This is a genomic window from Paenibacillus senegalensis JC66 (assembly GCF_000285515.1).
Taxonomy (GTDB): Bacteria; Bacillota; Bacilli; order Paenibacillales; family NBRC-103111; genus Paenibacillus_L; species Paenibacillus_L senegalensis.
The window spans coordinates 478,512-492,882 of the sequence record NZ_HE610961.1 but is presented as its reverse complement, the minus strand read 5'-3'; the positions used below and the strand labels follow the sequence as shown (position 1 = coordinate 492,882).

Genomic DNA, 14,371 nt, shown 5'->3' with positions numbered 1-14,371 from the left:
TTAACTGTAGCGATACACCTTCATTTGGATTGATATTTATTGTTAATAGATTAGGTTCAACCCGTTCCATTTCGGGATAATATAAATCTTTTAACGGATTTTTAAATTCAATGACAATCTTTGTTGTTTTTTCTGCCATTCTTTTTCCCGTGCGAATATAAAACGGAACCCCATCCCAGAAGGAATTATCAATCCATAGACGAGCCGCAATGAATGTATCATTTTGTGAAGAAGCCTCCACTCCGGGCTCTTCCCGATAGGCCACTACAGGTTCTCCGTTTATATCTCCGTGCTCATATTGGCCGCGAACCACATGAACCCCTACAGTATCCCTTTGTAAGGGACGCAAAGATTCCATTACTTTTCTTTTTTCATTACGAATCTCATTTTCACTAATTCGTTTTGGTACATGCATGGCTGTCATCATTATTAACTGCAGCATGTGATTTTGAACCATATCGCGAATGGCTCCTGCTTTGTCATAATAACCAGCTCTTTCTTGCACCCCAACGATTTCACTTGCCGTAATTTGGACATTGGCAATAAATCGATTGTTCCACAATGATTGCAATACAGGGTTAGCAAAGGCCAAGGCTTCAAGGTTCTGAACCATTGGTTTGCCTAGATAATGATCGATACGATAAATTTCGTCTTCTTCAAAAGCTTTGCTTAGCTTTTCGTTTAATTCTTGGGCAGATTTTAGATCATGCCCGAAGGGTTTCTCGATAATTAATCGTTTCCATCCCTTTGTTGAGCCCAAGCCACTATCCTTAATGTTCATGGCGATGACGTCAAAAAATTCAGGAGCGACGGATAAATAGAACATTCGATTCTCTGTCATGTTCTTTTCTTTTTCATTTTGCCGAACGAGTTCAAGCAGCTTCTTATAGTCTGCAGTGTCAGTAACATCTAACTGGCAGTAACGAAATTCCTTGACGAATTCTTCTTTTTTAGATATATCATTCAGCAAATGTCTGGAAAATGTATGCAAGGAATCGATTACTCTTGATTGAAATTTATCATCCGAGCTTGCGCCTCTTCCTGCACCAATCACTGAAAAAGATTTTGGTAATTTTTGGTTCAGATATAAATTAAACAAGGCAGGATAGATTTTTCTTTTAGCTAAATCCCCCGTTGCCCCAAATAATACAAATGTCATAGAATCCATTTACAATTACTCCTTTGTTTTTTTATGCATATTAACGAATTTTTATTTATGACATATCCACATGCCGGACATTGTAACTTTTCATTAGAACCTCACAAGACCTTCACTTTTTCGTATAAGAAGCTTGCTGTCAGAGAATCATTTTGCTTTGCTAAAACAGTATATTACGTATATTTTATCTTTAAAAGTACGCACTTTATTTGCATATAGTTATATTGAAGTAAGATAGTGTAAAAATGGATACTATAACTATAAGAGTCAAAAGGGGCTGTCCGAAGAGCGGACGTTCAGGATGACAAATCAAGTTATGTGATTGAGGTATGAATACCCGAGAGTGCTCATCATGCGGGGAGTATACGCGGGGGACAGGGACCTGAGGCGAATTATTTTATTTAGATAGTGTAATCTCTGCTCTTTAAGTGCACGGTAATAAGTGCAATAAATGCACGGTAAAAAACCACGGTTAGGTTAACCGTGGTAAATTATATTTGTCTTAAAACATGAAAAGAAGCCTTTTTCTGCTAAATGGCTGATTTGTCTTCAGATCCCTTTTTCAATACATTCTCAATATAATCTTTACCCCATTTATACATAGCATCTAAGATCGGTATAAGACTTTCTCCATACTCAGTCAATGAATATTCAACTTTAGGCGGAACTACGGGATAAACTTCTCGATGGACGATTAAATGATCTTCAAGTTCGCGTAATTGATTAACAAGCATTCTTTGGGTAATACCCGGCATTAGGGATTTTAATTCACCAAATCGTTTAGTTCCTTCTTTGCCTAGATGCCATAGAATCAACATTTTCCATTTACCGCCAATTACTGAAAGTGTCAATTCTTTTTCACAGTTAAATGTTTTCTCTCCTAAATTTGGCATTTCATTCACATCCTCCTTATTTTAGCCTACAGTATACTTTTTAGCACTATATGCGGTAAAAGTGCGTACTTTTCATTCAATAACATACTCAGTATACTAAGGAACGTGTTAGTGAGTAAATAGCTATGCAAAAAGAAACAGTTACACTTATCTAATGACAGTCTCTTAGCACAATATAAAATTATAAGGAGCGAATAAAAATGAAATTACAATTAGCATTAGATCTTGTCGATATTCAGGGTGCAATTGAATTAGTGAAAGAAGTAGAAGAGCATATTGATATTGTAGAAATTGGTACACCTGTGGTGATCAATGAAGGTCTTAAAGCAGTGAAAGAAGTAAAAGCTGCATTTCCTAACTTAACTGTATTAGCAGACTTGAAAATTATGGATGCAGCTGGATATGAAGTAAGCCAAGCATCTGCTGCAGGCGCTGACATCATCACGATTCTTGGAGCTGCAGAAGACGAGTCAATTAAAGGTGCTGTGGAAGAAGCTAAAAAACAAGGGAAACAAATCCTTGCTGATATGATCGCCGTGAAAGATATTGCAGCCCGGGCAAAAGAACTAGATGAACTTGGTGTTGATTATATCTGCGTTCACACAGGTTACGATCTTCAAGCTGTTGGCAAGAATTCTTTCGAAGACCTTTCAACCATCAAAAGCGTTGTTAAAAATGCGCAAACTGCCATCGCTGGTGGAATCAAATTAGAAACGCTTCCTGAAGTAATTAAACACCACCCCGATCTAGTTATCGTAGGCGGGGGAATTACGAATAAAGAAGATAAAAAAGCTGCAGCACGCGAAATGCAAAAATTAATTAAACAAGGTTAATTCTGCTATGAAGACTACTCAGTATTTAGCCGAAGTCGTTCATGAATTAAATCAAACGGTCCAGTTAATTCGTGATTCAGAAGCAGAAAAGTTAATAAATCAGATTTTAAAATCCAAGAAAATCTTTGTGGCTGGTGCAGGCAGATCTGGATTGATGGGTAAATCTTTTGTGATGCGAATGATGCACATGGGGATTGATGCCTATGTAGTTGGGGAAACAGTAACAGCCAATTTGGAAAAGGGCGATTTATTAATTATTGGTTCAGGATCAGGAGAAACCAAAACCTTGGTTGCCATTGCTGAAAAAGCTAAAAGCTTAGGAGGTACAATTGCAGCTATAACCATTTCTCCTGAGTCAACCATTGGAGAGTTAGCTGATATTATTGTTAAATTACCGGGCGTCACGAAAGATCAATCTGAAGGTGACTACAAGACCATTCAACCAATGGGATCTCTGTTTGAGCAAACAATGTTGTTATTTTATGATGCCTTAATCTTGCGTTTTATGGAGAAAAAAAGCTTGGATTCTAATAAAATGTATGGTAAACATGCTAATCTCGAATAGAGTAAAGTACACAGAAAAAAGCCACAAATTAAAGAATTTTGTGGCTTTTTCTGTATATTAGTATGTATCCGTATCTTCCGGAGGGTTGATTGTTGAAAAATTTCTTTTTGGGGGATATTAATCAAAATAATTTGATTTCATTCTTTTTCTGTTCGTTTGTCAAGCTGACGATCTCGGATTGCTACAATTTTTAACAAAAAATGTTGCGAACCGTTGATAGCTTTCACGCTCAATCCCCTGTAACATCAAAGTTAGAAGGGGATGAAAAGAATGATTGGTATGAATATTCGCATTTTGCGTAAAAAGCAAAAAATGAGTCAAGAACAATTAGCCGAAAAGGTCAATGTATCACGGCAGACCGTAGCCAAGTGGGAAAACGAAGAAGCCTTGCCCGATATTTATAAGTGCAAGATCCTTAGCAATATTTTTCAAGTAACCGTGGATCAATTATCCCGCCATATGAATGAAGAAGAAGTAAACCAGCTTAGTCCCCAGGGAAAACAGTTCTTTGGAGTGGTGAAGGTAGGAGAACGAGGCCAAATTGTGATTCCAAAACAGGCAAGAGACATGTATCAGATTCACGCAGGTGATAAGCTGGTTGTTTTGGGAGAAGATGCGACCAAGGGAATTGCTATTTTAAAAAGCGACGGCTTTCTGGAATTTGCAGAAATGATTCGGAATGCCGAGCCGAAGGATGAGGCTTAATGAGGAAAATCGTCTTTTTTTCTATACCTGCACATGGCCATACGAATCCTACCATTCCGGTGGTCACCGAATTAGTAAAGCAAGGTCACCGGGTTTGGTATTATTCTTTTTTAGAATTTCAGAAGAAAATAGAAGAAGCCGGTGCTGCCTTTATAGCTTGTGATGAATGTTTACCTGAAATTTCACAAAAGGAATTGGAAAGGAAGGCGGGTAAAGATTTTGCAGCATTAATAGAAATGGCGGCCGATACCACGATGGCTTTGGATCCAAAGGTATGTGATGAATTAAGGGAAATTCAGCCAGACTGCATTGTATCGGACTCTATGGCTATTTGGGGAAAATTATTTGCTAATAAATTAGGAATTCCGTATATTTGTTCGACTACTTCGTTTGCTTTTAATCAGCATACGGCCAAATTAATGAAGAGGGGCTTCATAGAAATCTGGCGAATGATTGCAGGCCTGCGAAGGATTAACAAAAAAATTATGCAGCTAAATGATCATGGCTATAAAGTCGACAATTTTGTATCCCTAATTCAAAATGATAATGAAACGGACACCATTGTTTACACGTCGAAAGAATTCCAGCCTTTGGCGGATACCTTTTCTGAGCGTTATGCTTTTGTTGGGCCATCCATAAGGCAGACTGTGCCTGTGCAGGATGATAAAAGAGATAAAAAAACAATCTATATCTCCCTTGGAACGGTACTCAATCAGAACCAGAATTTTTACCAGAATTGTTTTAAAGCATTTGCCAATACAGACTATGATGTGGTCATGTCTGTTGGTGAGAAAACGGACATTTCGTCCCTTGGCCGTGTACCCGCTAATTTCATAGTAAAAAACGCTGTAGATCAGATCGCTGTATTACAGCAAGCCGATGTGTTTATTTCTCATTGCGGAATGAATAGCACGAGTGAAAGTCTGTACTTTGGGGTTCCGATGGTTATGTTTCCGCAGCATGGCGAACAAAGAATGATAGCTGACCGGGTTGCGGAGCTGGGTGCAGGAGTAAAGCTTAAAGGCAGCAAGCCAAACGATTTGGCAAAAGCGGCAGCTGAAGTACTTGTGAATCCGGCCTACTCAATAGAAGCACGGAAACTGGCGGAAAGCTTTAGAAACGCTGGCGGTGCTGGAAAAGCAGCCCGTGTGATTTTGAGTAAAATTGGGAAAGGGTCTTGAAGAATTCTGAAAAAACTGATATAAATTAACAAACAGCAATTATCTGGAATGTGTGACTGGCGCTAACGTGGAAATACCACGAGGGAGCACAACGTTCATAAGCCGTACGCCTGGGCAAAGTGTTTGGTCAATAGACTGAACGCTTTTATTTATTTTATAGGGGGAAGAGGAGATATGGAACAGGCACGGCATGCAAGAAATGTAGCGATATGGATTTTTGATGACGTGGAGCCGTTAGATTTTGCCGGGCCCTTCGAAGTCTTTATTACAGGAAGCAATCGGGGAAGGGACTTCAACGTTTATACCATTGCTGAACATGATAGTCCTGTAAAAGCATTGGGGGGTCTAAGCATTAACCCAACTTATCCGCTTGCTGCATGCCCTAAACCTGACATTTTGATTGTACCTGGGGGCTTGGGGATCAGAAAAGAAATGCATAATGAAACCATTATAAAATGGATAAAACAATTATCGAAGGAAGTTGAAATCCTTTTATCTGTTTGCACGGGGGCTTTAGTCTTAGCTCAAGCAAACCTGCTGGATGGCTTGCAGGTAACCACAAATCGTTCAGCCATCCACGAATTACAAGAGCTTGTGCCGGCATCTACCAAAATCATAAAAGAAGCTCGATTCATTGATAATGGAACAATCGTCTTATCCGCGGGTGTATCGGCGGGCATAGATGCCTCGCTATACGTTGTAGGTAAATTACTGGGAAAAGAAAGGGCAATTAAAGCAGCAAATATTATGGAGTACGATTGGAGAGGGGAAAACCAGGAGACCTCGTAGAGCATCTGCAGAATCACTTACTCTTACAAGCTAGCCGCTTTATCGTGTCCAGACGCCGTTCCCCGATTTCTTCGATTAGGAGGATGTCGAAGGAATCGGGGAACACAGGAACGCTGGCGGCATAGCGCGCATATCGCGCGAATGATTAAGCACTCGTCTCAAACCAATCGGCCTCCAGCGAGTGAGTCCTGATTTACCAACGTTTTTCCCCTCTTCAATTCCGCTGAAGACCAGGCGAATGACTTAATAAATCAAGACCCTTTTGTCAAGCACTGATTCATTTTGTACAGGATTTCCGACGATATACAGCTTCTGTAAGTTGGGGAGATGGACTAATGGTTCCAAATTCGAAATCGTGTTATTTTCCAGATGCAGCTCCTCAACCTGCTCCCAATTTTTCATGAAGCTGAGCGATTGCAGCGAGCTGTCCTGCATCGTAAAAGAGCGCAGCGCTGTCATATTCGCAAAATAAGGCGTCAATTTATCGAAGTCGTGCAGCCAGTCGCTGTCGCCAATTCGAAAGTCGAGCTGATTCAACGTCAAATGCTCCAGCGCGTTGTTCGCAAACGGCTCCTGACCCTGAAGCCGGAACGTACATTTATTGCAATTGATTGTTTTTACATGCTGCAAATTGAATAATGCATTCGTCTCATCGTAGAAACTCACTTCATTGAAACTTAACGTTTGCAGCTTTGGCAGCAGGTTCAGAGAAGGAATGTCGGCTAGCTCGCCGTCGATCACCGCAAGCTCTTCCAGCTGCGGGAACTTCATCAATGAAGCCCCTTGCAGCTCATCCATCGCCCCGTTTACGGTAACCTGCAAAGCTTTTAAACCAGGCGCTTCCAGATTGGTTAGGAGCGAGCCTGTCAATTCGGCTTTTTTGACGTTCGGCGCCGCGATTGGCGAATTTGCGCCACTGTAACCCGTAATCACCAGCTCAGTGAGTGAAGGTAAACTGTTCACCACCTCAACCGACTCCAATGGAGAGAGCCAGGCCAAACGCAGTTTTGTCAAGGAAGTCTTATTTTTCAGGTTCTCCAAACTCGCAATATCAGCCTGCTCTATTTCAAGCGATTGCAGGTTCGGCATGTTGGCGATGAAATCAAGTGTTTTTAAATTCCTTGTATACAGCAGCTTCAGCTCTTGCAATTGAGTGAGGGCGTATAAGCCGCTGAAATCCGTGGCCTCGCTGTTATCGATAGTTAACGATTCTAAACCGGTCAATGCCGACAGCCATTTCAAATCGGTGACAAACTGGAGAGATAATGATTTTAACGGCAGCTGGCCCAGCAGATGAAAATCCGTAACTGACTCTGTGACATAGGTGATGTTCAGCGATTGCAAATTCGGAAACTCCAACAGCGCGGCCAATTCCTCATTGCTGCGAATTTGCGTGGTCAGTCCGGTTATCTTCGATTTATCGCTAAAATAATGCTGGATCGAGCTGAACGATTCATTGAACCCGCCTGAATAGCTTTGCAGCCCTTGCAAATGCCGAAAACTGACCTTCTCGCTTTGCACGATTTCGTAAACGCCGTTGAAATCAAGCGCCGTCAGGCCGCTGAACGCCTCGAAATCTTTTTGCTCGATTTTTTGCATATTTAGCACTTTATCCATGATCACATAATCGGTCATTTTCGCCTGCTTGTTGGTGAACGGATCATCAAAGCTGTAGACAAAGTGCCAACGATCATCCGTATGATGAACAGCCAAATAGCGGATGTTGGCGATCTCTTCTTCCGTAGGCATCGCTTCGCCTTTATTCAAAACATCTCTTAAGAAGTACCGCACAACCTCACTTTCCGGCATCGTTCGAACCGGTATGTTCTCTTCGACGCGGTTATTGGATGAGGGGTTGGCCACAAAAAAATAGGCAACCATAAAGGTAATAAGAACGAGCGGCGCAATCAGCAGCAGCTGTACCTTCGTATTCGGGCGTGGTGCAGGACGCGCTGCAGGGTGCCCTGCTGTATGAGCGGGAGAGGTTCCATAATAATGAGTGGACTGGTCAATATAAAAGACCTTATTCTCTTTCAATAACAGTTTGGTTTCACAATAGGGACATTGGATGAGAGGCTCTTCATTGTACTCCAAACTCCCATTGCAATTGGGGCAATTTAATTCAATCAGTTCCACGGGCCACTGCTCCTACCACTTGATCTATTTAAGACGAAATCCTGTCAAGATTATAACACAAATCGCGGATTCTAAGGAGGGCTTACAATGGAGCAGCTCTTCGCGATTTTCCTTACATCAACTGTAAGTATGTCTGATCTTTTTTACTGGTTATAATGTGTATAGCTCGATCGATCGATTTGAATTCCGGAACAGGTTAATGGATAAGGAGAGTTATACATGGCGAGACATGAGAAATTGCTAGAGGTTCAGGACTTGAAAAAAAATTACGGAAAGAAAAATAATATAACCCCGGCTTTAAACGGAGTTAGCTTTGACATTCTTCCAGGTGAATTTTTGGGCATCATGGGACCAAGCGGTTCCGGTAAAACGACGCTGCTAAACTGCATTGCAACTATTATAAAGCCAACATCCGGGCGTGTTCTTTTGAACGGGGAAAACATCAGCGCATTTGACAGTAAGGATTTGGCGGAGTATCGCGGCAGCCGGATAGGCTATTTGTTTCAAGACTTTGAATTGCTGGACAATCTGACCGGGCAAGAAAATATTCTTTTGCCCTTATCCATTCATGGAACAAGTTTTGCACAAGCACGGGCGAAATTAGAAGAACTGGCAGGCTTTTTGGAGATTACCGACATCCTTAGCAAATTCCCATCCCAGATGTCCGGGGGACAAAAGCAAAGGGTAGCGGCTGCCCGCTGTCTGATTTCTGACCCGGATATCGTTCTTGCGGATGAGCCGACAGGGGCTTTGGACACACGCTCTGCAAGAACGTTAATGGCGAAGCTGGAAGGCATAAATAGAAGCAGGGGAAGAACGATTCTGATGGTCAGCCACGACCCTAATGCGGCAAGCTTCTGCTCAAGAATCCTGTTTATTCAAGATGGAGTCATCTTTCATGAATTGCGCCGCAAGCAAGAGGAGTTCCGCGAGCATTTTTACGACAGGATTTTAAAGGTATTGGCTCAGCTTGGGGGAGGAAGTGCCAATGTTCTCTAAGTTGATTTACCGAAATGCTAAACGCAGCCGTAAGGAGAATTTCATTTACTTTGCAACATTGGTAACAGCTGTGGCCTCATTTTATATCATTCTTTCCCTTGGAAAGCAAGATGTTATATTATTTTTACGGGAGTTTGAAAGCGACGCGATTGATAAACTGTTAGCGCAAATGTCAATTGTGTATGCCTTTGCGTTATTTTTATTGTTTTTCTTGATCTTATTTGCCAACCGCTACCAGCTAAATCGCAGAAGTAAGGAATTTGGCCTTTATCTCATGTTAGGAATGCGCAAGGAACGCCTCGTTCTTCAGCTTTTGGCAGAGGGACTTATTACTTCTATTCTGGCACTCCTTGGCGGTATTTTGATAGGCGGATTTTTAGCAGAAATGATTAGCTTGACGGTTTCCAAATTAGTCGGACAGGGAATTATCGGTCATCAAATCAGCCTCTCGGCAAGTGCGGTGATCTTTACCGTTCTTGGCTTTTTGTTCATTCAATTTATAGCTCTGGCCATTCTTGGCGGACGATTATTTAATCAAGAGCTCCATCAAATGATTTTTGAGCAAATGGAGAAAAAAACCGATATGGGGCATATCAAAGGCAACGTGCTAAACATTTTGGCAGGGGCCGTCCTGCTGGGCGCTGCCTATTGGATTGCTTTATACCGTTTTACGGACTTTGGCGGCCTGTTTCTATTTGCGGCCGTAGCTCTCGGAAGTATGGGAACGATCCTTTTTATGAGGGGCTTCGCAAAGCTGTTAGGCTTATTGGCCAGCTTGTCCCGGCGTAAAGCGACTAAAGGACTGCACACCTTTACGCTAAGGCAGTTTCAGGAGAACATAGCGAACCGTTCGACTTCCGTTGCCGTAACGTCGATTCTAATCACGCTGTCCATCATTTTAATAGCGAATGGGGCTTCCACGATTTTGAGCTATGGAAGTCATTTGTATAATAGAGCATCCTCCCTATATGATTTTACGGTAAAGGGCGAGAGCAGCGAAGTCGAGGAATTTCTGGCTTCAGACATAATGGCTCCCTATGTGGCGGACTTAAACCTCCTCGAAATAGGGAAGATGAAGCAGCCGGACGAGCGCAGGGAAGATGATTTGCCGCAGTCCTTAGTGGATTGGTCTAAATTAAGAGAGCAAATCATTATGGCTTTGCCGAGCGACCATAAAGAACAATTTTTATCCGGGGAAACGACGGGTTACACGATCAGTCCGGACAACCCTGAAGCCCTTAATTTGTTAGGAGTCCTGGCGATAGATTCGACAAGGCCTTACCTCATTTCTGAATCATCCTATAACGGACTTTTGGAGGCTATAGGCAAACAAACGCTGAACCTGCGTTCCGATGAAATGGCTTTATACTTTAATCCGGATTTTATGCCTATGGAAAATCTGGACAGCATGCCTGTCCTGGATCATATTCTCGAAAAGGCTGCAGCAGAAGGGCAGAGCTTGATGAGCATTAACGAACAGGCGGTTATGATCCGCCCATCCGTTCCCATGAGAGGATTGGTGGCAGACCGTTCCGTAGAAATCTTCTCGGCATTTATCGTTCCGGATCCTATGTTTGAACAACTGGTCAATACGGAAACCTATGCATCCTATTGGAATTTTCGTATCCCGCAGCAGCTCCAGGACCAGCACGGCTTAATGAAGCCAATGATGGAGGCTAGGGATCTATTGAAAACTTCCGGTTTCCCGTTTGAAAGTTATTTGCAAAATTTTGGGCGCAAGCTCTTTTATGTTGTTGCCGGAAGCTATACAGTTTTATATATGGGATTCTTATTTCTGATTATTGCCTGCACCGTATTAGCCCTGCAATTTTTGACACAGATGAGGCAGACGGGAGGGCGCTATGTAACACTTTCCATGCTGGGCGCCAAACGCCATCAAATGAAGCAATCCATGCACAAACAGGTGTTGTGGACCTTTCTGCTGCCTTTGTCTCTTGCATGCGTGAGCGGAGCCGTTGGAATCATAGCGATGAGCTCATTTGTTATGATTTACGTCGAAAATCAAGCGCTGCTGTATCCTATTGCCTTCGCTTTTGCTTGTATAGTAATCGGAATTGTGGCGATCTATGGAGTGGCCGTAGCCCGTTCAGCAGATCATGAGATCGATAAATTACGCTGGAAGCCCAATATAGATTAGGGATTCTAAATTTTTCAGAAGGGGGTGCCGAAGTGGCGAGGATAGTCATTGTTGAAGATGATTCATGGATGAGAGAAGAGCTGGTGGATATTTTGCAAAAGGAAGGCTTTGAAACAGCGGCTATTACTGATTATCATGATATCGCTCTTCAAGTTGCCGCTTTGGCACCAGACCTGGTCTTATTAGATATCAATTTACCCGAGCAATCCGGATTTGAAATATGTAAAAGCTTAAAGGCCAAAGGGATTGGCCCCATATTGATTCTAACATCGAGAGATAAGCTGCAGGATGAATTACATGGCCTTCATTTAGGAGCGGATGATTATCTGACTAAACCGTGCAATCGGGATCGATTGCTGGCGCGCATTCACAACCTGCTAAGAAGATTTGAAGGGCAACCGGATTTGATCGATGGAGGCCAGTTTTCACTGGATCCTAATACCTTTACTTTGTATAAGGGATCGCAATCGTTAGTTTTACCAGCGAATGAGGGGAAAATTTTGTTGGCTTTAGTGCAGAATAGACCCGAGATCGTATCCAAATCAGCATTGAGCGAAATTTTATGGGGAACCGACCAATATATAGATGAAAATGCCCTGCAAGTCAATCTCACTCGCTTGCGAAAATCACTGCGGCAGTTTAACCTGGAAGATCAAATTGAAACTGTAAGAGGTCAGGGATACCGGCTTAGGGGGCAGGCAAAGCCATGAGGTGGATTAAGCAAATCTATGATTGTTTGCATGCTTATAAGCTATGGTTTCTTATTTTAGCTGCTACCAATCTCCTGTTTATGTTTTTGGCTTGGCTGGCTTATCCGGAAACGTTCATGGTGTTAGTGGGCTTGATGATTGCATTTACTCTTGCGATGATAGCGATGTCTGTATTCGTCATTATTAGAAAACAAAGCATAATCGAAGAGGCCTTTCAAGATTTTTTGCTGGAAGCGAATGAGACGAACGAGGAAAGACTATGCCGGGTATCCCCTAAAATATATTGGCCGTTTATCCGCAGAGCGGGGAACGCCTTAAGGTCTTATCAGGCGGAGCTTAACGAGCAAGTGATGGAGCTTGCCGATTATGAAAACTTTATAGAAGGCTGGGTTCACGAAATCAAAAAACCTCTGTCTTTAATGACACTGGTGTTGGATAACCGCAGTGATGAAATGTCTCCTCTTGTTAGACAGCGTATGCTGCATAGCAGAGACCAAATTGTTGGAGATGTAGAAAGAATTTTATATTTTGCAAGACTAGGGGCAGCCCATAAAGATTATATTTTTGAGCCCGTCAGCTTGCTTGCATTTTGCAAACAGATCATTGAAGATCATCAGACACTGCTGGATGAATCCGGGTTCCACATCGAGTTCATAGGGGATGAGGAGGAAGTTTTATCTGATCGCAAAGGATTAGCTTTTATCATCCAACAAATCATAGCTAACAGTACAAAACACGCTGCACAGAATCAGGATCGCCCCATTTTGAGATTTGAAACGGGTTATGACCCAGCGAATGACCAAGCCACGTTAACGGTTAGCGATAATGGGCCCGGTGTATCGGAGGAAGATCTGCCTTTTATTTTTGATAAGGGCTTTACGGGAAGAAGAGGGGCTTACACAAGAGAAGCAACAGGGATGGGACTTTTCCTGGTGAGCCGGATGGCTTATGATTTGGCCATTCAGCTGGATGCGCGATCCGAGCCGGGTTCGGGGCTGGCCCTAACGCTGCGATTTCCAAATGTGAAAAAATAATCGTCCCTCAAGATTAGGAATAATAAAGAAAAAATTAAGATTTGTAAAAGAAATAAAAAACAAATGGTTTGCTTTTATTTAGTAACATTTCTAAATGAAAGCAAGCCTTTTTACATGTTAATCATTAGATGGAGGAAAGATAGACAGATGGATCAGAATCGCAGCGCAAAAGAAAAAGTATTGCTGTATTGTATCTACGGGCTTTTTGCACTTTATCTTGTTTTTTTGCTTCGAATCACGCTTTTCAAACAGGCCGGTCTGCCTAATTTGTTTACTGCGATAGGTGCAAGTGAACGAAGCCTTAGTTGGATTCCTTTTGCGTCAATCATGGATATGGCAAGCACAGACACCTCAATAATGCGAATATTGGAAAATGTTCTTGGAAATATCGTTATTTTCATTCCCTTGGGACTGCTGCTGCCTGTTATTTTAAGAAGAGAAGGCAGGAATGTTGTGATCGGCGGCTTCCTTTTAAGTGCATCCATCGAAGTGACGCAGTATATCTTTGGTTTGGGAAGCACGGATATTGATGATTTAATTTTCAATACAGCTGGCACGGCTATCGGTTATTGGTTATTTAAGGTTATAAAGGGAAAGGCCAAATCCAGCTTTGCTTTTTTAGCTTCTATGGCAGCATTGGTCATGGTTTCGGGAACCATCGCCTTTATTGTTTTACTCGTTAATCATACGGATTTGGTTGCTGTCTTACCGAAAAAAATCGTTGTGGAAAACGAAGAGCTTGTTCAAGATTTTATCGAAACGCCACATGATTTTAGCGGAAAGCTTGTAGAAATGAAGGATTCCAGACTGATTGTTGAAAAAAGTGTGCAAAGCGCAGCAGAGCCGAGACAGCTGATCGAATTTGAACTGACAGCCGATAGCCGTATATATATCTGCCATCATAAAATAGATTACTTTTTCAATTCAGTTTCTGGAGAACATCAGCGTTATGAACAAATAGCGTATTCAGATTTTATCTCACAAAAAGCTGAACCATACAGCGGCAGCAATAATAATGTGAGGATATGGAGCACGGATGGGGAAACCGTAGACAGCTTGGTTGTAGTTGAATGGGTTGAATAGCGGGATAAGTTGAACCAATCCTCAGTAAGGGGCTATGTGGAGTATACCCATAGCCTTTTTTGAATGTTTAAAGTTTACCGGGGCCCGCCCGCAAGTACCTGAGTATGCTGCGACGCCAAGCTGTGC

13 protein-coding genes and 1 riboswitch are annotated in these 14,371 nt (G+C 42.2%); of the genes, 10 read left to right on the top strand and 3 right to left on the bottom strand.

Annotation, left to right across the window (positions count from 1 at the left end):
* Together zwf and PSHG_RS20785 are read right to left on the bottom strand one after the other, a co-directional pair.
* On the bottom strand, positions 1-1,168 hold a 1,168-nt coding region (gene zwf / locus PSHG_RS28535), incomplete at its 3' end, for a glucose-6-phosphate dehydrogenase (protein WP_010277197.1).
* 521 nt (positions 1,169-1,689) lie between these two features.
* Positions 1,690-2,052 carry a winged helix-turn-helix transcriptional regulator gene (locus tag PSHG_RS20785; protein WP_010277195.1) on the bottom strand — a complete coding sequence of 121 codons (363 nt, stop codon included), beginning with the start codon at positions 2,050-2,052 and terminating at the stop codon, positions 1,690-1,692.
* 200 nt (positions 2,053-2,252) lie between these two features.
* Between PSHG_RS20785 and hxlA the strand changes: the two genes are divergently transcribed.
* The 5 genes from hxlA to PSHG_RS20760 all read left to right on the top strand — a co-directional run bounded on the left by hxlA (position 2,253) and on the right by PSHG_RS20760 (position 6,125).
* Entirely contained in the window at positions 2,253-2,885 is a 633-nt protein-coding gene (gene hxlA / locus PSHG_RS20780; RefSeq protein ID WP_010277192.1) for a 3-hexulose-6-phosphate synthase, read from the top strand.
* 7 nt (positions 2,886-2,892) lie between these two features.
* Complete coding sequence (gene hxlB / locus PSHG_RS20775; protein ID WP_010277189.1) at positions 2,893-3,450, top strand: 6-phospho-3-hexuloisomerase; 558 nt, start codon at positions 2,893-2,895, stop codon at positions 3,448-3,450.
* Positions 3,451-3,720: 270 nt separating this feature from the next.
* Positions 3,721-4,155 (top strand): helix-turn-helix transcriptional regulator, encoded by a 435-nt coding sequence (locus PSHG_RS20770; protein ID WP_010277187.1) that lies wholly within the window; start codon positions 3,721-3,723, stop codon positions 4,153-4,155.
* Positions 4,155-5,336 carry a macrolide family glycosyltransferase gene (locus PSHG_RS20765; RefSeq protein WP_010277185.1) on the top strand — a complete coding sequence of 394 codons (1,182 nt, stop codon included), beginning with the start codon at positions 4,155-4,157 and terminating at the stop codon, positions 5,334-5,336. Before PSHG_RS20770 ends, PSHG_RS20765 begins: the two co-directional genes overlap by 1 nt.
* Before the next feature lie 42 nt (positions 5,337-5,378).
* Positions 5,379-5,459, top strand: a riboswitch (ZMP/ZTP riboswitch).
* A 51-nt stretch (positions 5,460-5,510) separates the two neighbouring features.
* Entirely contained in the window at positions 5,511-6,125 is a 615-nt protein-coding gene (locus PSHG_RS20760) for a DJ-1/PfpI family protein (RefSeq protein ID WP_010277182.1), read from the top strand.
* A 243-nt stretch (positions 6,126-6,368) separates the two neighbouring features.
* On the opposite strand, the gene PSHG_RS20755 is transcribed toward PSHG_RS20760, so the two are convergent.
* Positions 6,369-8,261 (bottom strand): leucine-rich repeat domain-containing protein, encoded by a 1,893-nt coding sequence (locus PSHG_RS20755; RefSeq protein WP_010277180.1) that lies wholly within the window; start codon positions 8,259-8,261, stop codon positions 6,369-6,371.
* 219 nt (positions 8,262-8,480) lie between these two features.
* On the opposite strand from PSHG_RS20755, the gene PSHG_RS20750 reads away from it, so the two are divergent.
* From PSHG_RS20750 to PSHG_RS20730, 5 genes are all read left to right on the top strand, one after another.
* Positions 8,481-9,260, top strand: coding sequence for an ABC transporter ATP-binding protein (locus tag PSHG_RS20750; RefSeq protein WP_010277179.1), 780 nt, complete (start codon positions 8,481-8,483; stop codon positions 9,258-9,260).
* The gene (locus tag PSHG_RS20745) at positions 9,250-11,418 is read left to right on the top strand and encodes an ABC transporter permease (RefSeq protein WP_010277177.1); all 2,169 of its coding nucleotides are present in this window, start codon (positions 9,250-9,252) and stop codon (positions 11,416-11,418) included. Before PSHG_RS20750 ends, PSHG_RS20745 begins: the two co-directional genes overlap by 11 nt.
* A gap of 32 nt (positions 11,419-11,450) precedes the next feature.
* The gene (locus tag PSHG_RS20740) at positions 11,451-12,128 is read left to right on the top strand and encodes a response regulator transcription factor (RefSeq protein ID WP_010277175.1); all 678 of its coding nucleotides are present in this window, start codon (positions 11,451-11,453) and stop codon (positions 12,126-12,128) included.
* Complete coding sequence (locus PSHG_RS20735) at positions 12,125-13,162, top strand: sensor histidine kinase (RefSeq protein WP_010277173.1); 1,038 nt, start codon at positions 12,125-12,127, stop codon at positions 13,160-13,162. Before PSHG_RS20740 ends, PSHG_RS20735 begins: the two co-directional genes overlap by 4 nt.
* A 147-nt stretch (positions 13,163-13,309) precedes the next feature.
* Entirely contained in the window at positions 13,310-14,245 is a 936-nt protein-coding gene (locus PSHG_RS20730; protein ID WP_010277171.1) for a VanZ family protein, read from the top strand.
* Positions 14,246-14,371 lie beyond the last annotated feature (126 nt).

What these genes read in the sequence shown, in the direction of transcription:
- hxlA (WP_010277192.1), top strand. Translation starts at nt 2,253, where the DNA reads ATGAAATTACAATTAGCATTAGATCTTGTCGATATTCAGGGTGCAATT.
- PSHG_RS20785 (WP_010277195.1), bottom strand. Translation starts at nt 2,052, where the DNA reads ATGCCAAATTTAGGAGAGAAAACATTTAACTGTGAAAAAGAATTGACA.
- PSHG_RS20770 (WP_010277187.1), top strand. Translation starts at nt 3,721, where the DNA reads ATGATTGGTATGAATATTCGCATTTTGCGTAAAAAGCAAAAAATGAGT.
- PSHG_RS20745 (WP_010277177.1), top strand. Translation starts at nt 9,250, where the DNA reads ATGTTCTCTAAGTTGATTTACCGAAATGCTAAACGCAGCCGTAAGGAG.
- PSHG_RS20760 (WP_010277182.1), top strand. Translation starts at nt 5,511, where the DNA reads ATGGAACAGGCACGGCATGCAAGAAATGTAGCGATATGGATTTTTGAT.
- PSHG_RS20730 (WP_010277171.1), top strand. Translation starts at nt 13,310, where the DNA reads ATGGATCAGAATCGCAGCGCAAAAGAAAAAGTATTGCTGTATTGTATC.
- PSHG_RS20765 (WP_010277185.1), top strand. Translation starts at nt 4,155, where the DNA reads ATGAGGAAAATCGTCTTTTTTTCTATACCTGCACATGGCCATACGAAT.
- PSHG_RS20750 (WP_010277179.1), top strand. Translation starts at nt 8,481, where the DNA reads ATGGCGAGACATGAGAAATTGCTAGAGGTTCAGGACTTGAAAAAAAAT.
- hxlB (WP_010277189.1), top strand. Translation starts at nt 2,893, where the DNA reads ATGAAGACTACTCAGTATTTAGCCGAAGTCGTTCATGAATTAAATCAA.
- PSHG_RS20735 (WP_010277173.1), top strand. Translation starts at nt 12,125, where the DNA reads ATGAGGTGGATTAAGCAAATCTATGATTGTTTGCATGCTTATAAGCTA.